Source organism: Helicovermis profundi (assembly GCF_033097505.1).
GTDB classification, from domain to species: domain Bacteria; phylum Bacillota; class Clostridia; order Peptostreptococcales; family Acidaminobacteraceae; genus Helicovermis; species Helicovermis profundi.
On sequence record NZ_AP028654.1, the window covers coordinates 1383701 to 1403098 of the forward strand.

Here is a 19398-nt window from a genome sequence, read left to right on the forward strand (position 1 = left end):
TATGAAAAAAATATGAAAGAAATTTTGAAAGAGTATCTTAAATGTATAAATATATTAAGAAATAATTACATAAGATTTATAAAATATCAATTAACTACTAAAATACTAATATCAATTATTTTACTTCCAGTTTTTTATTGGATTGTTAATTTTCTGATGCAAAGTAAAGGCTATGGTTATTTAACAAATGGATTAATTAAGAATTTTTTGTTTTCATACCAAGGTATATTTATAATACTATTTGCCGTCGCATTTGGACTAGTTATTATTTTAATTGAATATGGTGGATTAATTTTAATTAGCTATCAGTCAATAAGTGAAAAAAAAGAAACAAGTTATTTAAATGTTTTAAAATACAGTATTTCAAAGATAAAATACTTAATTGGTATAGATGGTTTTTTACTTACCTTCTATTTATTATTGATGGTGCCTTTATTAAATCAATTTTTCGATATCAGTATTTTTAATTCTATTAAAATACCTGGATTTATTATGGATGATATTAATTCTAAATTAATCAATCAAATTTATTTAGGCCTTGTACTAATAATATTTTTAATACTTTCTATTCGCTGGATATTTGTAATGCATATTATTGTTCTTGAAAATGAAAGTATCAAACATCCATTAAAAAAGAGTGGAAAGCTACTTAAAAATAACTTTAAAGAATTTATAAAATTTTTATTTTTTATAACAATTTTTAATATAGTTATATCTTTAATTATTGTTTTACTTGTATTTTTTATTTCTTTTATTATTTTGCAATTAATACCAACAGAATACATGGACATGGCTTCAGCTATTGTTACAAGTGTTATCTCTATGTTTTTTACAATTATTGCTTTTATATATTCACCCTTAAATGTAATTTTACTGACTAAATTTTATTTAAATATAAATAATAATTCTATAAATATTAATTTAACTAATAAATGTAAAATTTCAATTATTGATAAAATATTTAAAAGAAAAAAACTTCTTATTCTTATATTTACAATTGTTATAGTAGCATTTTCCTTTATAAGTTATGAAATGATAGATAATGTAAAATATAATGTTAAAATAACAGCTCATAGAGGAAGCACATTTGAAGCGCCTGAAAATACTATTTCAGCTATTAAAAAGGCAATTGAAAATGGTGCTGACTTTGTTGAATTTGATGTTAGGGAAACAAAAGATCATAAGGTAATTCTTCTTCATGATGGTACTTTTAAAAGAACAACAGGACTAGATAAAGCCCCATATGAATTAACTTTAAAAGAAATACAAAAATTAGATGCAGGTTCTTTTTTTTCTAGGGAATATGCAGGTGAAAAAATTCCAACTCTTGAAGAAGTAATTGACTATGCAAAGGGTAAAATTAAGTTAAATATTGAAATAAAAACAGACCCTAATAGTGTGAATCTTGTAAAAGAGGTTGCTAAAATAATTGAAGACAAAAAAATGATAAATTCATGTGTTGTTACATCTCTTGACTATGATGCTCTTTTAGAAATTAAAGAGATTAATCCTAAAATTAAAACAGGCTATATTATCTTTGTAGCTATAGGAGATTTAAGTAAACTTAATGTTGATTTTTATAGTATTGAAGAAAGCTATGTTACAGATACTATTGTTGAAAATGCTCATAAAAGTGGAAGAGGAGTTTACATTTGGACTATTAATTCTGAGGAAAGCATGAATAATGCTATAAAACTTGGAGTAGATAATATAATTACTGATAATGTAAAAGAACTAAAATCAATATTAAAATTAAATAAAAGTTTAATAAAGTCAAGTAGTGGCAAGTGATAAGGAGAATAGTATATGAGTAATTACGATATTGCATTAATTAATGGACGAATATATGGTAAAAGGGGTATGGAAAATAGTTTCATTGGAATAAAAAATGGACTTATCAAAAAAATATGTGACAATAATATGATATGTGATTATAATGCTGACTCACTTATAGATTTAAAAGGTAAAACAATTTACCCCGGCTTTATAGATTCACATATGCATTTGCTTTCATATAGTCAAAAAAAATTAAATGAAATCTCACTTAATGGCCTTACTTCAGATGATCAATTAATAAGTAAAGTTAAAGTATTTATTAAAGAGAAAAACTTAAAAAAAGGTGAGTGGATAATTGGAGCTGGCTGGAATCAGGATGATTTTAAAAATAGGAAAATGATAGATAAAACTGTCCTTGATAAGATTTCTAAAGATAATCCTATTATACTAACAAGAACTTGCTACCATATTTGTGCAGTTAACACTTATGTTTTAAATTTAGCGAATATTGATAAAAACACAAAAGATATTGACGGTGGTAAAATAGATAGAGATAAATTTGGAAATCCTACAGGAATTTTAAGAGAAAATGCGATAGGTTTAGTTAGTGAATTTTTACCAGTGTTATCTGATAAAAACATAATGAAAAGCCTAATTATTGAAGGTTTAAAGGATCTAAAAAAAGTGGGTATTACTACAGTTTATACAGATGATTTTTCATATGTTTCTAATAAAAAAAAGTTATGGGATGTTTATAGAGAACTTTCTTTAGAAAATAAACTTCCAATAAACGTCGTATTACAACTTAGAGCAGAGGATGAGAGGGATGTAAAAGAGTATAAAAGCTTAGGCTTATATAGCGGAAAAGAAGTAAAAAATTTGATCATAGGTAAAATTAAACTTATAGTGGATGGTTCATTAGGTTCAAGAACGGCCGCTCTAAATAAACCGTATGAAGATGATAAAGAGAATAAAGGAATATTATTAATAGAAAAAAATAATATCGAAAAAATCGTGAGTTCGTGTTTTGCTAATGATTTTGATGTGACTATTCATGCGATTGGTGATAGAGCGATAGAGAATGTTTTAGATATCTATGCAAAACATTATGATATTTACACGAAAAAAAAATATAATCCTGAAATAATACATGCACAAATAACAAGCAAAGAAATTTTAAAAAAATTTAAAAAATATAATGTTTCTGCTAATTTACAACCAATATTTTTAAATACTGATTGGAAAATTGCTGGAAATAGAGTAGGAGAAGCTAGATTAAAATATAGTTATTGTACAAAGCAATTCTTAGATATGGGGATCACTTGTTTTGCAAGTTCAGATAGTCCAATTGAAAATTTCAATCCACTTTATGGAATTTACTCAGCTGTTACTAGAAAAGACTTAGATGGTCATCCAATAAATGGATGGATACCTAGTGAGAAAATAAGTATAAAAGAAGCAATAAATTTATTTACTATAAATTTAGCAAAAAATAATAAATTAAAAAATAATGGCGATTTAATTAAGGTGGGATTAAGTGCAAACTTAGTTGTATTAGCAGAAGATTTAGAAAAAATAGAAGATGACAAAATAAAAGATGTTTTAGTGAATTTAGTAATAGTAAACGGAAAACTATAAATGAATTTCTTGGATTCAGAGGGAGTTTTTACTTCCGCTAAATCTTAGAAAACATAATCCAGGGCCTTTTTAGAGTTCTTTATCCCCCACTTTTTTAAGAAGTGGGGGTATTAGAACTTTAAGGCATCGGATAAAATTTTCGTTTACTTTTTAATCAATTTATGATAAAGTGTTTTAGTGAATTTAATAAGACAGTTCGTAACCATCCTGTCTCAAAATAAAACTAGGATTAGTATTAAAGGGCCAACCTTTAGTTTATTTTGAGATGTTTATTTTTAAGCATCTCTTTATTTTTTTTGGGAGTAAAATATGAAAAAAATTGGTGTAACAACTACAGTACCTTCTGAAATATTAATAGCAGCAGGCTACAAAATAGTTGATTTAAATAATTTATTTATTACAAGTAAAGATTATAAAAAATATATTGATATTGCTGAAAAAGATGGATTTCCTAAAAGTCTATGTGCATGGATAAAGGGAATTTATGGAGCGTGTATATCAAATAATATAAAAGAAATTATAGGAGTAATTGAAGGCGATTGTTCTAATACAAAAGTGTTAACAACAATATTAGAGAAAAAAGGTATTAAAGTATATCCCTTTAAGTATCCTCATGGTAGAAAATTAATAGATATTAAAAAATCACTTGATAACTTAATGTGTCTTTTTGATGTTTCTTATGAGCAAGTAGAAAAAATAAGAAAAGAATTGAATGAAATTAGAGGATTTGCGAGAAACTTAGATTTATTAACCTATAAAGAAATGAAAACTTCAGGTTTTGAAAACCATTTATATCAAGTTTCTTTAAGTGATTTTAATATGGATCATATACAGTTTAAAGAAAATTTAAGGGAAAAAATTAATGAAATTAATTTAAGAGAAAGTAGAAAGTATAAAATTAGATTAGGATATATTGGCGTTCCTCCAATGACAGGAGATATATATGAATTTGTAAATAAATACGATGCTGAAATTATATATAACGAAGTTCAAAGAGAATTTGCATTTCCAAGAGCGAATCTAAATGAAGATATTTATCATCAATATTTGGATTACACTTATCCATATGATTTTGATTTTAGAATTGAAGAAATAAAAAAACAAGTTAAAGAAAGAAAGCTTGATGCAATTATTCATTATACTCAGGCCTTCTGTTATAGGGCACTTGAAGATGGATTATTAAAAGATGAACTTGATATACCAATTTTAAGTATTGAAGGCGACAAAGAAAATACTTTAGATGCTAGAACAAAGCTAAGAATTGAAGCATTTTTAGATATGTTGGTTGATAAGATTTAGTGAAATTTATATATACTTAAGTAATTAAAAGTTTTTTATTTAAGATAGGGGAAGTTATGAATATTTTAGGTATTGATATGGGTTCTAGAGAAGTAAAAATTGTTATATATAAAGAAGATAAAATTATTTATAAAAATAAGATTAGTACTATGAGTTTCTACAGAGATTATTGTGAATATGATGAAAAACTAAAAGTAAATATAAAAAAAATTACAAATTTAAAGATTGATAGAGCGGTTTCAACAGGTTATGGAAAAAATAATACAGATTTAAGTGATTTTGTTCAAATAAATGAGATAAAAGCACATGCTTACGGGGCAATGCATCAATTAAAAGAAGATGATTTTATTTTGCTTGATGTAGGTGGACAAGATGTAAAAGCAATTAAAATTGAAAAGGGAATTGTTACTGATTTGGATTTAAATGATAAATGCGCTGCCTCGTGTGGTAGATATTTAGAAAATATGGCAAATGTTCTGGAAGTAACGCTTGAAACTATGTCATCGCATACAGAAAATCCAATTAATTTAAATTCAACTTGTGCTGTTTTTTCAGAGTCAGAATTAATTGGTAAAATTGCAGAAGGCGTTTCAGTTGAAAGACTATGCGCTGGAGTGAATTATTCCATGTACAAAAGATTAAGGCCGCTTCTTAGTAAGTTTTTAGGAAAAAAATTAGTTGTAAGTGGTGGTGTAGCAAAAAATAATGCTATTAGAGATTTTTTAAAGCAAGATTACAATGAAGTAATAACTTTAGATATGCCAGAATTTAATGGCGCTATTGGTTGTTGCATATATGCGAATAATAGATTTGGAGGAAAATAAATGTACTTATTAAAATCAGAATCAAGTTTTGATAGTGCTCATTTTTTACATGGGTACAAAGGCAAATGCAGTAATATACATGGACATAGATGGAGAGTTGAAGCAAATGTTTATGCAGATGAACTTCAGGAAAAAGGAGAACTTAAAGGGATGGTGATAGACTTTGGAGATATAAAATCAGCTCTTAAAGATATTGCTGATTTTTTTGACCATAGTTTAATATATGAAAAGGGAACATTAAACTTAGAATTAATAAAACTTTTAAATAATGAAAATTTTAGATTGATTGAAGTTAAATTTAGACCAACTGCAGAAAATTTTGCAAAGCATATTTTTGATCTTTTAGAAGAAAAAGAGTTTAACGTTGTAAGTGTAACAGTATATGAAACACCAAGTAATTCTGCTACATATGTTAAGTAGAGGAGTAAAGTGATGTATAAAATTGTAGAAAAATTTGTAAGTATTAATGGTGAAGGCAAAAAAGGTGGAGAGCTTGCAGTTTTTATAAGATTTAAAGGATGCAACCTTAATTGCAGTTATTGTGATACAAAATGGGCAAATAAAGATGATGCAGTATTTGAAAGTATGACAAAAGAAGAAATCTATGATTATATAAAAAAAACTAATGTTAAAAATGTTACTTTGACCGGAGGAGAACCCTTAATTCAAGAAAACATATTAAAACTAATAGATTTTCTTTTAAAAGATGAGCTAATAGAGTTAGAAATTGAAACAAATGGAAGTGTAGATATTAGTTTATTTAGAGAAAATATTAGTTCTAAAAGACTATCATTTACTATAGATTACAAATCAATTAGTTCTGGAATGAATAAATATATGTTTTTAGATAATTTAAAATATGTAAGAAACAATGATACAGTAAAATTTGTATGCGGAAGTGATGAAGATTTATTAGATATGTATTTTGTAATAAAAAAATATAAATTAGATTTAACTACAAGCGTATATATAAGCTCGGTTTTTGGAGAAATAAAGCCAAAAAGAATTGTTGAATTTATGATAGATAAAAACTTAAATAATGTAAGGTTTCAAATTCAAATGCATAAAATTATTTGGCAACCAGATATGATTGGAGTTTAAGTAAATTAGTTTATTATAGTTGGATTTTGCTAGAGAATTAAAAAAAATGAATGAATTGAAATACAAAGGAGAATATAAATGAGTAAATCAAAAGCAGTAGTAGTTTTTTCTGGTGGACAAGATAGTACAACCTGTCTATTTTGGGCAAAAAAGAGATATGATGAAGTTATAGCAGTTTCATTTGATTATGGTCAAAAACATATTAAAGAACTAGATTGTGCAAAAAAAATATGTAAAGATCATTTTATTGAACATCATATTTTAGATATGAGTCTACTTAACCAATTGGCACCTAATTCATTAACTAGAGCGGATATGGAAGTAGAAAAAGAAGCGAAAGATGGCGAGCTTCCAAATTCCTTTGTAGAGGGAAGAAATATGCTTTTCTTTACTTTTGTAGCTATTTTTGCTAAAGGAAGAGGCATTAAAGATATAATTACAGGAGTATCACAAAGTGATTTTTCTGGTTATCCTGATTGTAGAGATATTTTTGTTAAATCTCTTAATGTTTCATTAAATCTTGCAATGGATTATGAATTTATTATAAGTACTCCTCTTATGTGGATAGATAAAGAAGCAACATGGAAAATGGCATATGAACTTGGAGTATTAGATCTTGTTAAGAATGAAACATTAACATGTTATAATGGTATAGTTGGTGATGGCTGCGGAGAATGTCCTTCATGTAAACTTAGACAAAAGGGATACGATAATTTTATTAGAAATAATAAGTAAAAATTAACTATACTTTGAGTTTATATATAATAATTTTAAAAAAATATTATTGAAAATTGAAATTAGGGGTATATATATATAATAGAGTAGGTGATGTTATGAATGTTATTTCTGTAAATAGTATTAATAACTATCAAAGCTCAAAATATAATCGTAAGAGCCCTAAACAGATAAATAATAAGGTAAGCAGAAAAAAAGCTTTGAAAGTGAGTGTAGATTTAAAAGCAAAACCAAAGTCACATAAAATTCAAACTTATGCTGATCTAAAAAAAAAGGCATATGAAGAAAGAAATAGAACTAGATTTGATCTATTAATATAGCTACCGTTTGGTGGCTATTTTTATTTTGATAAACAATTGACAAACACATAATAAAGATATATACTTTACAAATGTGGTAAATACAATAATAGTAAAAAATGGGGGTAAGTATGAGCATAGATACAAATAGTTTAGCACTAAATAAAGATCTTAGAGCTAAATCAAGAGAAGATTTAAAGGGAAATTGGGGAAAAGCAGTTTTAACTTATTTAGTTTATATGGTAATTTTGGTACCAATTGCATTAATTCCACTAGTAGGTAATTTTGTAATGCTATTTCTTGAACCACCTTTAATCCTTGGTATGATTATTTTTTATTTGAATATTGTTAGAAAAAATGATCCAGAAATAAAGAATGTATTTTTAGGCTTTTCTTACTATGGTAAATCACTTGGTGTTTTTCTTTTAGTTATTTTATATACTTTTCTTTGGTCTATTTTATTAATTATACCAGGCATAATTAAAGCGTATAGTTATTCGATGACATTTTATATTGTAGCAGATAATCCTGAAGTTGGCTTTAATGAAGCTATAAGATTAAGTAGTAAAATGATGAATGGTTCAAAATTTAAGTTATTTACTCTACAACTAAGTTTTATTGGATGGGGATTATTATCATTACTGACACTCGGAATCGGCTCAATATGGGTAAGTGTTTATCAAATGACTGCAATGGCTAATTTCTATGAAGATTTAAAGAGAAATTATATAGACGAAGATATTTTTGAAAATAATAATAATCAAGAAGAAATCAAAATAAATTTAGAAAAATAAATATTGTATTAAAAGAAAAATACTTATATTACTATAGTATTACAGTTTGGGAGAAACCTTGATATAAAAAAACTTATATGATATTCTCTTATACAGATAACGTTGTTAATAAAAAAAGGAGGTCAAAACTATGAGCAGTAAATTAAATGTATGTAAAGTTGCATCAGCGAAATTTAATTCTAAATTAAATATAGAAAACTCTATTAAAGCTTGTAGTTGTATAAAATTGACCATTTCTAGGAAAAATGCGTTATTTTAATACAATATTTATATTAAACATATAAAATCACAAAGCTTAGCTTTGTGATTTATTTTTTTTTGAAAAGAAAACCGGTGCGAAATTTTGTATAAGTATACTCATCAAGCAAAGCTTGTAAAGAGGATACTTATATAAAATTTCATAGTGAGTTTACTCACGTAAGTCATGAAAAAAGCAAGCGTAGCTTGCGTTTCATGACTTGAACCGTAATCCAAGGAATTTATTTATAAAGAAACAAAGGGGGAAATTATTTTGAATTTACTAAATAAAGTGTTAAAACCATATAAATCACTTCCAAAAGAAGTTTATATTATATTTTTTGCAAGGATGATTAATGCAGCAGGGATGTTTGTATTTCCACTACTTACACTATTGCTTACAAAAAAAATAGGACTCAAAACAGACTATGTTGGTTATATTATTGCACTAATGGGGATTGTGTTTTCTGTGACGTCATTAATTGGAGGTAAATTAGTAGATAGTTTTGGAAGAAAAAAAGTCATTATTATTTTTGACTCACTTGCAATTATAAGTTTTATTATGTGTTCATTTCTTAAGCCGAGTATGCTGATGGTTGGTCTTATAATACTTGCAGGGTCCTTTATGGGTATGAGTGATCCAGGGCATAATGCTCTTCTTGCAGATGTTACATCACCAGAAAATCGTGATGGATCATATTCTTTAAGTTATTTAGGATTTAATATAGGATTTATTTTAGGACCTATGATTGGCGGGATGTTATTTGATAAACATCTAAAATTATTTTTTATAATTGATGCAGTGACAGCATTCATAAGTTTAATGCTAATAGTATTTTTTATTGGTGAAACAATTGGTATGACAGAGGATATTGATGAAAGTAGAAATATGGAACAAAAAGTTGAAGGTTCAATATTAAAAGTTATATTAAAAAGACCAATATTATTAGTATTTTCTTTAATATTATTAGGTTATAATTTTACCTATTCTCAGTGGGGATTTTTAATGCCTTATCATGCAAGTCAAAATTTTACTGATGGTGTAGCATTTTATGGTAAAATTGCAAGTTTAAACGGATTTGTAGTGATGGTATTTACACCAATATTAACTTATTTGTTTATTAAAAAGACAAATATAAATAAAGTGGCTTTTGGTGGTATATTGTACACCTTAGGTTTTGGAATGCTTGGTTTTTATGATACTAAGTTAGGATTTATTATTTCAGCTTTTACATTTACACTAGGTGAAATACTTATAACTACTGGTTTTATGCCATTTATTGCAAATCATACACCATCTTCACACAGAGGTAGGATGAGTTCGGTTTTACCAATGATAATGGGGTTAGGATATGTACTTGGACCAGTTATAGTTGGGAAAATGATATTATTTGAATCTATTTCTTATGCTTGGAAAATTATTGGTCTTGTAATGTTTGTATCAACCTTATTTATGTATATGCTACTTATTTGGGAAGGGAAAAAATCTAAAATAGCTAAAAATTACCAAAAACAAGTTCAAGAAGATTTTATGTAATATCTTAAAAATAAAAAAACAAAATGCAATCAATTAATTGATTGCATTTTGTTTTTTAGCAGTTAAATACGAAAATATTGAAGTGAGTAAGGCAGTTATTGACACAATTAGCCAAAGAATTCTAATAGAGAACAAATGTATTAGGATTCCAGACATTACAATTCCAAGAGTTGTACCAAGTGAAAAAGCAATAGAACTTATAGCGTAAAAACGTCCTCTATAATTTATAGGTGAATTATTTGCAATATATACTCCTGAATTTGTAACAATAAGTACTTCTCCAATTGTCCAAATAAAAGTAGAAACTATAAACATAAAAAAATTGTTAATAAAAAAAATCATTCCAAAACCAAGTGCGTAAGTAATACCTGCAATTGACATATTAATAAGAGGTTTAAAATCTTTTGTTAATTTTAAGAGAATAGCAGAAACTACTAGTACTGTAATGGCATTAACACTCATAATAAAACCAAAATAAGTTGGACCTTTTGATAAAAACAATGTATTTAACATTAAAGGTAGAGCAAATCTGTGTTGTGAATAAATAAAACTAAGTAAAGTTGATATTAAAAGAAAAAATAAAAAGTTTGGTTTTTTTCTTAATATATTAATAATGTTTTCTTCACTATGTTCTTCTTCTTTGCTTGCAACTATATTATTTTGATTAGTTTTCTTAATAAAAATGAATACAAGTATAACTGCAATAAAAGAAGAAAAAGCATCACCTAAAAAAAGAAGAGTTAGAAAATTGTTAAATAGAAATCCAGCAATAATTGGACCGATGGCTACACCAATATTGATTCCTAAATATATAAGTGAATATCCTGCTTGTCTGTTTTTAGGATTAACACTATCAGCAACTATAGCGCTAATTGACGGACGAACTGCACCATTAAAAAACATAGCACCGCTTAGAAAAATTGTAATAAATAAAATATTATTTAAAAATGGAATTGGTAGTAAAAAAACTCCTGCCAAGGTTTGCATAATTAAATATGTGATTTTTCTGCCTATTTTATCTGATAGATAACCACCAACTTGTGATCCTGGTAATGTCATAATTGCAACAATTGAAACTATTGTTCCAGATTCAACAACGGATACTCCCATTTTTTGTACAAGGAAAAAAGTTAAAAAGGGCATTACAAATCCACCCATTCTATTAATCACTTGTGCTAAAAAAAGTATATAAACACTTCTTGATAGATTTCTATAAATACTAAATAATTTCAAAACATCACCTTCTTAGAGAATTATATAAAAATAACTATATAATTGATACAATAAAATGATGAAATTTTGGTAATACTTCATAAAAATATATTAGTTTTTACTAAAAGATTGAAAATTCACTTAAAATACAATATTATATAATTAGCGTTATAGTTTTAAAAACACAACGGCGAGGGAGTGATAATATATATAAGAATATATTTTTAACGGGAGATATAAATGTTGGTAAATCAACAATTATCAATAATTATTTAAGCTTGATTAAATATGATAATGTCTCAGGATTCAAAACACTACCTTTCTATGAGAATTCAGACCTTAAAGGTTATTACATGGAAGATTTATTAGAAGAGAATTTAGTGCATAATAAAAAAATGGGATTTTTAGAGAAGAATGTAACAAATATTGATAAAAAAAGTATTGTAGGTATAAACGAATACCATGGATTGGGAAAAAAATGCTATGGGTTTCCTATAAATTATGATGAATATGGTGTTAAAATTTTAAAAAAATCTTTTTTTTCTTCAGCAAATATTATTATAATGGATGAATTAGGTTTTTTTGAAAGAAAATCTAAAAAGTTTACTAAAGAAGTATTTAAAATACTAAAAAGTGATAAAAGGGTACTTGGTGTTATTAAGAAAAGACGTAATGAATTCCTTGATGGAGTTGTAAATTTAGAAAATGTTAAAGTAATTGAAGTTACACTTAGTAATAGAGATAAAATTTTAGATGAAATTATTTTAGAGTGGGGGATTTAAAATGAAAAAAAATATAAGATCAATTATTTTAGTAGTTTTGATATTAATTATTAGTTTATCACTTGTTGCTTGCAATAAAAGTTCTAGTGTAAATAATAATATAAATTCTAAAGATAATCAAAGCATTAAAATTGATGAAAAAAATACGGATGATAGTTCTTCAGTGAAAGAACTAAGAATCGTAACTACATATAAGCCTGCAACAAATATAGTGTTAGCGCTTGGAGGCGTAAAAAATTTAGTTGGAGCTAACGATAGTGCTCTTAAAGATAAGCTAATTAATTCATTAGATTCTACTGCAAAAGACAGAATTCTAGAGATTGGTAGTAAAAAACATGGTATAAATATAGAAGAGGTAGTTTCTTTAAAACCGGATTTGGTAATTATGTTTCCAACAAAAGATACAGATGAAACTGTAAAGAAATTAGAAAATCAAGGAATAAAAGTTGTAAGCATTTATCCTGAAAATATCGAGTTACTTCAAAATGAAATTTTAAATATTGCAAATGCCATGGGAAAAAAAGAAACAGGTGAAAAATTAGTCAAATATTTTAATGATAAGTTAGAATTTATTGATTCTAAAATAAAAAATATAAGCGAAGAAGATAGAAAAACAATTTATTTAGCTGGTGCAAGAGGGATTCTTTCAACATCTGCGGGTACTTTTTATCAACATGAATTAATGGAACGTGCGGGTGGCATTGATGTAGCAGGCAAGTTAAAAGGCGGATGGAATGAGGTGTCGATTGAGCAGTTACTTAAATGGAATCCAGATGTTATTACTTCAATAATGTACACTCCAAAAGGGACGCCGAAAGAGATACTTTCGAATGGAAAACTTTCTAAAATTTCAGCAATAATCAATAAAGAGGTTTACCAAATGCCATCAAATATTGAGCCGTGGGATATGCCCGAACCATCAAGTATTCTTGGAATGCTATGGTTAAGCAAGACTTTATATCCTAATGAATTTACTGACTATGATTTTTCACAAGATGTTGATTCTTTCTATAAAGAATTTTATGGTAAAAGTTTTAAAGAATTAGGAGGAAAATTATAAATGAAAAATAATCGAAATATTATTAATGTCAAAAATAGTAGAATTACTTATGAAAGAAAACTTATATTTAAATTTTCGCTGCTATTATTTGTTGTTTTAATTATTTCGATGTTTATTGGAAGATATAAAATTGGTTTTTATGACCTTGTTGAAGTTTTAGGAAACTTTCAAAATTATTTATTTCATAAGGAGCTAATATCAACTAATGATATGATTATTTATAATATACGCCTACCTAGAATAATATTAGCAATTTTAGTTGGAGCTGGTTTATCTGTTTCAGGACTTGTGTTTCAAAATATATTTAAAAATCCAATTGCTTCTCCTGATATTTTGGGTGTTACATCAGGAGCTAGTTTTGGGGCTGCACTTGGGATAATTTTACCTATGGAATTTCCTTTAAAAATTGAACTTCTTTCTTTTATATTCGGTTTAGTTGCAGTAAGTATCACTTATATAATTAAAAAAATGTCTAAAAATACGAGTCTACTATATTTGATACTTTCGGGAATAATTGTATCTGCATTTTTCACTTCATTGTTATCATTTATTAAATACATTGCTGATCCATATAATGAACTTCCATCGATTGTTTTTTGGACTATGGGAGGTTTGTTTAATGCAACTTGGGGAAATGTTTTATCAACATCAATTATTGTTATTCCAAGTATAATTATAATTAATGCATTAAAATTTAAAATTAAGATTCTTTCTTTAAAGGATGATGAGGCAAAAAGTTTAGGAGTAAATGTTTATAAACTTAGAAAATTCATTCTTATAATCGTTTCCCTTGTTGTTTCATATGTTGTAAGTGTTGCTGGAACAATTGGTTGGATAGCATTAATTGTTCCACATATAGTAAAAATCATTTCTAAAAAAAATCGTGATATATACTTATCAACTGCAATATTTGGTGGAACTATTTTATTAGTATTTGATGATTTAGCTAGAAGTATTAGCCCAAGTGAAATACCAGTTGGAATACTTACTGCTTTAATAGGAGCTCCAATACTTGCTTATTTGTTGCTATCTAAAAAAGCAATTTAGATAATAAAAGAATTGAAAGGGTGATTTGATGGAAATCAAGGTAGAAAATTTGAACTTTAAATATAATGATAATGATGTTCTAAGTAAAATTAATTTGAAATTTAACTCTGGAAAAATCTACGGCATACTTGGAAGAAACGGTTCTGGTAAAACTACACTGATTAAATTGATACTTGGTTTGCTTAAACAAAATAGCGGTAATATCTATATTGGAAAAGAGAATTCTACTACGATAAATTTTAAAAAATTATCTAAACTTATAGCTTTCGTTCCACAGGATTATGAAAGTCAAACCGATATAAGTGTAATTGATATTGTTTTAATGGGAAGAAATCCATATCTTAATACCTTTCAAAACCCTTCAAAAGAAGATTATAAAATTTGTTATAGAGTTATGGAAAATTTAAATTTAACTCATTTATCAAATTATAGTTTTTCCAAATTAAGCGGTGGCCAAAGACAAATGGTTTTAGTTGCTAGAGCCATTGCCCAAGAAACTGAATTTATTGTTTTTGATGAACCTATTTCAAATTTAGATATTAAAAATCAGCATGATGTATTAGCTTTTATAAAAAATATGGCAAATAGATATGGTAAAGGTATAATTGTTTCAATTCATGATCCAAATTTGGCAAATCGATATTGTGATAATATTGTAATGCTAAAGGATGGTCAAGTATTTAAAAATGGCTTGTCGAAAGATGTTTTTTCTGAAAACACTCTTAAAGAATTATATGATATTGATTTTAATTTTATTGAAAATGATATAATAAGTCATTATAAAATAAATTAATGAAAGGGCTGATAATTTGGAAATTTTATTGCTTGATGAAATTAAAAAAGAATTAAAAAAAGGAAATAAAGTTGCGTACGTGATTATTATAGATAAAGAAGGTTCCACTCCAAGAGGTGAAGGTACTTCTATGGTTGTCAGAATTGATGGTACTACACTTGGAACTGTTGGCGGAGGAATAAGTGAATTTAAAGCAACTAATGAGGCTAAGAAATGTATAAAAAGAGGTATAAGTAAAACATTAGATTTAAGCTTAAATATTGAGCCAAAAAATATTGAATCTGTATGTGGGGGTAATGTAAAAGTGTTTATAAAAACTTATATACCGCAAAATAAACTTATTCTTGCAGGTGGTGGACATGTTGCATATGGTCTGTATAAATTTGCATTAGAACTTGGTTTTTTAGTTACAGTCTTTGATGACAGAGAAGAATTTGCAAGTAAAGATAGATTTCCTAAAGCTGACAACTTATACTATGGGGATATAATTAAAAATTTAAATGAAATTGAAATTGATGATACAACATATATTGTAGTTGCAAGTAAAAGTCATAAATCAGATGAAAATATACTAAGCAATTTAGTAAAAACAAATGCAAAATATATTGGTATGCTAGGAAGTCGAAAAAAAGTGGATTCTATTTTTAATAGTCTTATAAAAAATGGAGTAAAAAAAGAAGATTTAGATAAAATATATGCTCCAATAGGAATTGGAATCGGCGGAGAAACACCAGAAGAAATTGCACTAAGTATTATTTCAGAAATAATTAAAATAAAAAATGACGGAAAAGAAAGACATATGAAAGAAATAAAAATATAGTAGAAATTGACGTTTTAAATAACTGAAAAGTTTCTTGCGAAAACACAAGAATTATGTTAATATAATGAAGTAAAATAACTTAATAAAAGTATAAGGTTTAATTATTAATTAAAAGGGAAAGAGGTATATTCCTCTACAGCCCCCGCTACTGTATTTGTGGACGAACGTTTTCATAACCACTGTGTGTAAACATGGGAAGGGAAGACAAGTAGGTTGAAGCATAAGTCAGGAGACCTGCCTTTACTTTGGAAAAAGAATTTCTTCGGTGGGAAGAAAAGTATTTTATTTTTTAAACTACTAGCTCACTATGGCTAGTTTTTTTTGTTTTTGTTGACTACTCAAATCGAGTTTTCATATATCAAACATCGTCTTAGGTAGCCGAAAGGTTTCCTACCTTAACCCTTTAAAAAGGGTTTTTTTTATACAAATAAAGCGGTGCAAAAAATCAACAAAAGATAAATTTAGGCTTGCCTAAAAATTTATCTTTTGTTGATTTTTTATAGGGAATTCATTCCCTAACTGAGCGAACGTAAGCAAACAAAGTTTGCGGTTCGCCAGTTGCACCGCTAAACCTTTATAAAGTGAATTAAATTTAGGCTTGCCTAAAAATTTATCTTTTGTTGATTTTTTATAGGGAATTCATTCCCTAACTGAGCGAACGTAAGCAAACAAAGTTTGCGGTTCGTCAGTTGCACCGCTAAACTTTTAGAAAGTGAATTAAATTTAGGCTTGCCTAAAAATTTATATTTTGTTGATTTTTTATAGGGAATTCATTCCCTAACTGAGCGAACATAAGCAAACAAAGTTTGCGGTTCGTTAAGCGCACCGCTAAATCTTTAGAAAGTGAATTAAATTTAGGCAAGCCTAAAAATTTATATTTTGTAATGTCTTTTACAGGTATCATTTCATCTACATAAAATAATAATAATGCGTAATTATTCGTTAACTTGCTTCATAAATTATTTCTTTAAATTAGCGAAGAATTTAATTCTTACTTTACATATTATCACAAATAAGTGTGAATATTAATCTTATGCTTAAGAGTTTTTTATATCTAACTTCTTAAAGTTGGGTATAAAGAACTCTAAAAGATTTTAGATTAATCAATTCATTTTAGGGTATAAATTAACCAATAATAATAGATTTTTTAATATATATCTATAATGTTGAGGAGGAAACAAGTAATGAAAAAGTATATGTTTATTATTTTAATCGTATTAGGCATGTTTTTACTACTTGCTTGTAATAATAAAGTAACAATAGAAACACATGAAGACGAATTAGTTCAGGTAGAAGTAACAGCTACTAATTTCAAAATTGAAACTATATTAGATCAAGAAGAATCAAAAATTGATGTTATTTTAAAGGCCAAAAATGATAATTCAGATATTATTTGGGAAAAAAAGTGGGAGGGAAATCAGTTAACAGAACTTCCTTCAAATTCAGATTATGTAATTTTCGGTGATAGAATTTACATTGAAGTAGCTGCTAATTTATATGCAATGGATATTAATACTGGTGAAGAAATTTTCGAACCAATAATAGTTGGTGTAATTGAAATTCCAATCCTTGATAAGGATGGAAATATATATTGCAGTGGTTATTATGGACCGTTTCTTACAAAGATTTCTCTATTTGGTGAAATTAAGTGGCAAGTTGAAAGTATAGAAGAAGCTTTGTGGCCTGGAAAACCATATATTGAAGGTGAATATATTTATGTTCCATATCAGCCTATAAATGAAGGTTCTTTTAATGTTTGTCAATTTGAATTGGAAAATGGTGTAGAAGGCAATTATTATTGGATTGAAGAAAACCAATTACTGTGGGAAAAAGTTGAAGCATCATCGAGTTTAGATAAGTATAATATTTCTAATATATTGGATAATAACAAAAATACAGCTTGGGTAGAGGGTAAGGATGACAGCGGAATAGATGAATGGATCTATTTTGAAAGTCCAATCGAAAAGACGGTATCAAAGATGATTATAAGTAATGGATATCATAAATCTAATGAATTATATATAAATAATAATAGAGTTGATCTACTTGAGATTGAAACGTCAGATGGTAGTTCTATAGAAATTGGGATTGTAGATCATATGTTACCAATAGAAATTGAGTTTGAAGAACCTTTAAAAACTAATTCAATAAAATTAATAATCAAGTCTGTATTTTCAGGAGAAAAATACGATGATACTGTAATTTCTGGCATTAAGTTTTATTAGAACTCTAAGGCATCGGATAAAAATAAAAGTGGCGCGCATTTCAATGCGTAAGCCACTTTTGTTTAATTATATATTTTATTGTCCATTTTTACTTTGAAATTCTTTTTGGATTTCATGTAATCTTCTAGTTCCATCTATTCTTGCTTTAACAGCTTCTTCTTGAATAACTTTTGTTTCATTTATTCCATCTTTAATTATTCTCCAACTTTCTTCTAAAGTTTCAATCTTAATAGAAGAACTGGAAGCTAACTTAGCAGTAAGTTTAGATTGCATTGCAGTATTTTGAGCATTTCTAAGTAGTAATTCATTAGTTTTTTCATCAAGAGCAGACATTGCTTTTGCTTGAACTGCTTGTCTTTTTAATGTAATAGCCTGATTAAGAAGCTGCTTAAATATTGGTAGTGTAATAATAAATGCCGAATTAATTTTTCTTACTAAATTATAGTTACCCTTTTGAATTAATTTAATTTGTGGCATAGTTTGTAGAGAAATATTTTTAGCGAGTTCAAGATCGTATACTCTTTGATCTAACATTTCAACAACTTGATTTGCATTGTTTAAATTTATCATATCTAGTTGTTGTCCACTTTCTTCTGCTTTTTTCTGAAGTGCTGGAATCATTTCAACTCTAAATTTATCTAGCACCATATTTCCAGCAAAAATGTACTTTTCAAGTATTTCAAAGTATTCCATATTTTTATTAAACATTTCATCAAGTACAGCATTAGAATTTGTAATTTCATCTTCATACTGTTTTAACTGAACGTATACTTTATCAACTTCTCCGCCCATAGTATGATATTTACTAAATAGTGAATCAATCATATTCTTAGATTTATTAAATAATTTATTAATCAAATTTGGTTTTTTCTCTTCAAAATCCTTAATATCAAATTTATCCATTATCTTATTAAGCATCAAAAGCATATTTCCTGAATCTTCTACTTTTGTATTTTCCATTGTGTGTAAAATTTGATCAGAAAACTTTGAAATCTCTGATGCAGTTTCATTACCATACTTAAGGATTGAATTTAAATCACGAGTATCAATTTGCTTTGCAATTGCAGCTACTTCATCTGAGTTTTTAAGTTTAAGTTCCATATCACTCTCTGTTTTTACTAGGTCTAGTTCATATGTTACATCTTCGTTTATATTCTCCATAAATACCCTCCTATTAAAATTAATTGCTAAATTTATTATTATTATTATAAAACAAATC

General features: G+C 26.9%; 19 protein-coding genes and 1 riboswitch. Of the genes, 17 read left to right on the forward strand and 2 right to left on the reverse strand.

Annotated elements, in window-relative coordinates:
• The first annotated feature begins 12 nt into the window (after nt 1-12).
• The 11 genes from AACH12_RS06095 to AACH12_RS06145 all read left to right on the forward strand — a co-directional run bounded on the left by AACH12_RS06095 (nt 13) and on the right by AACH12_RS06145 (nt 10240).
• The gene (locus tag AACH12_RS06095; RefSeq protein ID WP_338537173.1) at nt 13-1791 is read left to right on the forward strand and encodes a glycerophosphodiester phosphodiesterase; all 1779 of its coding nucleotides are present in this window, start codon (nt 13-15) and stop codon (nt 1789-1791) included.
• 15 nt (nt 1792-1806) lie between these two features.
• The gene (locus tag AACH12_RS06100) at nt 1807-3414 is read left to right on the forward strand and encodes an amidohydrolase (protein WP_338537174.1); all 1608 of its coding nucleotides are present in this window, start codon (nt 1807-1809) and stop codon (nt 3412-3414) included.
• A gap of 309 nt (nt 3415-3723) precedes the next feature.
• Nucleotides 3724-4713 carry a 2-hydroxyacyl-CoA dehydratase family protein gene (locus tag AACH12_RS06105; protein WP_338537175.1) on the forward strand — a complete coding sequence of 330 codons (990 nt, stop codon included), beginning with the start codon at nt 3724-3726 and terminating at the stop codon, nt 4711-4713.
• 56 nt (nt 4714-4769) lie between these two features.
• Nucleotides 4770-5537: an acyl-CoA dehydratase activase gene (locus AACH12_RS06110; protein ID WP_338537176.1), complete on the forward strand. Its 768-nt coding sequence runs from the start codon at nt 4770-4772 to the stop codon at nt 5535-5537.
• Nucleotides 5538-5957, forward strand: coding sequence for a 6-carboxytetrahydropterin synthase QueD (gene queD, locus AACH12_RS06115; RefSeq protein ID WP_338537177.1), 420 nt, complete (start codon nt 5538-5540; stop codon nt 5955-5957).
• Nucleotides 5958-5966: 9 nt separating this feature from the next.
• Nucleotides 5967-6638: a putative 7-carboxy-7-deazaguanine synthase QueE gene (gene queE, locus AACH12_RS06120; RefSeq protein WP_463671004.1), complete on the forward strand. Its 672-nt coding sequence runs from the start codon at nt 5967-5969 to the stop codon at nt 6636-6638.
• A gap of 78 nt (nt 6639-6716) precedes the next feature.
• On the forward strand, nt 6717-7373 hold the full coding sequence (gene queC / locus AACH12_RS06125) for a 7-cyano-7-deazaguanine synthase QueC (protein ID WP_338537179.1): 657 nt from the start codon (nt 6717-6719) through the stop codon (nt 7371-7373).
• 98 nt (nt 7374-7471) lie between these two features.
• A complete protein-coding gene (locus tag AACH12_RS06130; protein WP_338537180.1) occupies nt 7472-7693 on the forward strand; it encodes a hypothetical protein in 222 nt (73 codons plus the stop codon).
• Between the two features lie 110 nt (nt 7694-7803).
• Nucleotides 7804-8466: a DUF975 family protein gene (locus AACH12_RS06135; protein ID WP_338537181.1), complete on the forward strand. Its 663-nt coding sequence runs from the start codon at nt 7804-7806 to the stop codon at nt 8464-8466.
• Between the two features lie 130 nt (nt 8467-8596).
• Nucleotides 8597-8725: a hypothetical protein gene (locus AACH12_RS06140; RefSeq protein ID WP_338537182.1), complete on the forward strand. Its 129-nt coding sequence runs from the start codon at nt 8597-8599 to the stop codon at nt 8723-8725.
• A gap of 252 nt (nt 8726-8977) precedes the next feature.
• The gene (locus tag AACH12_RS06145) at nt 8978-10240 is read left to right on the forward strand and encodes an MFS transporter (protein ID WP_338537183.1); all 1263 of its coding nucleotides are present in this window, start codon (nt 8978-8980) and stop codon (nt 10238-10240) included.
• A gap of 33 nt (nt 10241-10273) precedes the next feature.
• Here the strand turns inward: AACH12_RS06145 and AACH12_RS06150 are convergent, their stop codons facing one another.
• A complete protein-coding gene (locus tag AACH12_RS06150) occupies nt 10274-11473 on the reverse strand; it encodes an MFS transporter (protein WP_338537184.1) in 1200 nt (399 codons plus the stop codon).
• Nucleotides 11474-11670: 197 nt separating this feature from the next.
• Between AACH12_RS06150 and AACH12_RS06155 the strand changes: the two genes are divergently transcribed.
• From AACH12_RS06155 to AACH12_RS06180, 6 genes are all read left to right on the forward strand, one after another.
• Complete coding sequence (locus tag AACH12_RS06155; protein ID WP_338537346.1) at nt 11671-12234, forward strand: nucleoside-triphosphatase; 564 nt, start codon at nt 11671-11673, stop codon at nt 12232-12234.
• Between the two features lies 1 nt (nt 12235).
• Nucleotides 12236-13294: an ABC transporter substrate-binding protein gene (locus AACH12_RS06160; protein ID WP_338537185.1), complete on the forward strand. Its 1059-nt coding sequence runs from the start codon at nt 12236-12238 to the stop codon at nt 13292-13294.
• Nucleotides 13295-14341 (forward strand): FecCD family ABC transporter permease, encoded by a 1047-nt coding sequence (locus tag AACH12_RS06165; protein ID WP_338537186.1) that lies wholly within the window; start codon nt 13295-13297, stop codon nt 14339-14341.
• Between the two features lie 28 nt (nt 14342-14369).
• Nucleotides 14370-15134, forward strand: a complete 765-nt coding sequence (locus AACH12_RS06170) for an ABC transporter ATP-binding protein (protein ID WP_338537187.1) — start codon at nt 14370-14372, stop codon at nt 15132-15134.
• Nucleotides 15135-15150: 16 nt separating this feature from the next.
• Nucleotides 15151-15954 carry an XdhC family protein gene (locus tag AACH12_RS06175; RefSeq protein WP_338537188.1) on the forward strand — a complete coding sequence of 268 codons (804 nt, stop codon included), beginning with the start codon at nt 15151-15153 and terminating at the stop codon, nt 15952-15954.
• Between the two features lie 75 nt (nt 15955-16029).
• Nucleotides 16030-16210, forward strand: a riboswitch (cobalamin riboswitch).
• Nucleotides 16211-17138: 928 nt separating this feature from the next.
• On the forward strand, nt 17139-18179 hold the full coding sequence (locus AACH12_RS06180) for an NADase-type glycan-binding domain-containing protein (RefSeq protein WP_338537189.1): 1041 nt from the start codon (nt 17139-17141) through the stop codon (nt 18177-18179).
• Nucleotides 18180-18254: 75 nt separating this feature from the next.
• Here AACH12_RS06180 and AACH12_RS06185 read toward each other — a convergent pair whose 3' ends face one another.
• Nucleotides 18255-19340: a toxic anion resistance protein gene (locus AACH12_RS06185; RefSeq protein WP_338537190.1), complete on the reverse strand. Its 1086-nt coding sequence runs from the start codon at nt 19338-19340 to the stop codon at nt 18255-18257.
• Nucleotides 19341-19398 lie beyond the last annotated feature (58 nt).

What these genes read in the sequence shown, in the direction of transcription:
- queD (WP_338537177.1), top strand. Translation starts at nt 5,538, where the DNA reads ATGTACTTATTAAAATCAGAATCAAGTTTTGATAGTGCTCATTTTTTA.
- AACH12_RS06095 (WP_338537173.1), top strand. Translation starts at nt 13, where the DNA reads ATGAAAGAAATTTTGAAAGAGTATCTTAAATGTATAAATATATTAAGA.
- queC (WP_338537179.1), top strand. Translation starts at nt 6,717, where the DNA reads ATGAGTAAATCAAAAGCAGTAGTAGTTTTTTCTGGTGGACAAGATAGT.
- AACH12_RS06140 (WP_338537182.1), top strand. Translation starts at nt 8,597, where the DNA reads ATGAGCAGTAAATTAAATGTATGTAAAGTTGCATCAGCGAAATTTAAT.
- AACH12_RS06180 (WP_338537189.1), top strand. Translation starts at nt 17,139, where the DNA reads ATGAAAAAGTATATGTTTATTATTTTAATCGTATTAGGCATGTTTTTA.
- AACH12_RS06170 (WP_338537187.1), top strand. Translation starts at nt 14,370, where the DNA reads ATGGAAATCAAGGTAGAAAATTTGAACTTTAAATATAATGATAATGAT.
- AACH12_RS06105 (WP_338537175.1), top strand. Translation starts at nt 3,724, where the DNA reads ATGAAAAAAATTGGTGTAACAACTACAGTACCTTCTGAAATATTAATA.
- AACH12_RS06185 (WP_338537190.1), bottom strand. Translation starts at nt 19,340, where the DNA reads ATGGAGAATATAAACGAAGATGTAACATATGAACTAGACCTAGTAAAA.
- AACH12_RS06110 (WP_338537176.1), top strand. Translation starts at nt 4,770, where the DNA reads ATGAATATTTTAGGTATTGATATGGGTTCTAGAGAAGTAAAAATTGTT.
- AACH12_RS06165 (WP_338537186.1), top strand. Translation starts at nt 13,295, where the DNA reads ATGAAAAATAATCGAAATATTATTAATGTCAAAAATAGTAGAATTACT.
- AACH12_RS06100 (WP_338537174.1), top strand. Translation starts at nt 1,807, where the DNA reads ATGAGTAATTACGATATTGCATTAATTAATGGACGAATATATGGTAAA.
- AACH12_RS06160 (WP_338537185.1), top strand. Translation starts at nt 12,236, where the DNA reads ATGAAAAAAAATATAAGATCAATTATTTTAGTAGTTTTGATATTAATT.
- AACH12_RS06130 (WP_338537180.1), top strand. Translation starts at nt 7,472, where the DNA reads ATGAATGTTATTTCTGTAAATAGTATTAATAACTATCAAAGCTCAAAA.
- AACH12_RS06135 (WP_338537181.1), top strand. Translation starts at nt 7,804, where the DNA reads ATGAGCATAGATACAAATAGTTTAGCACTAAATAAAGATCTTAGAGCT.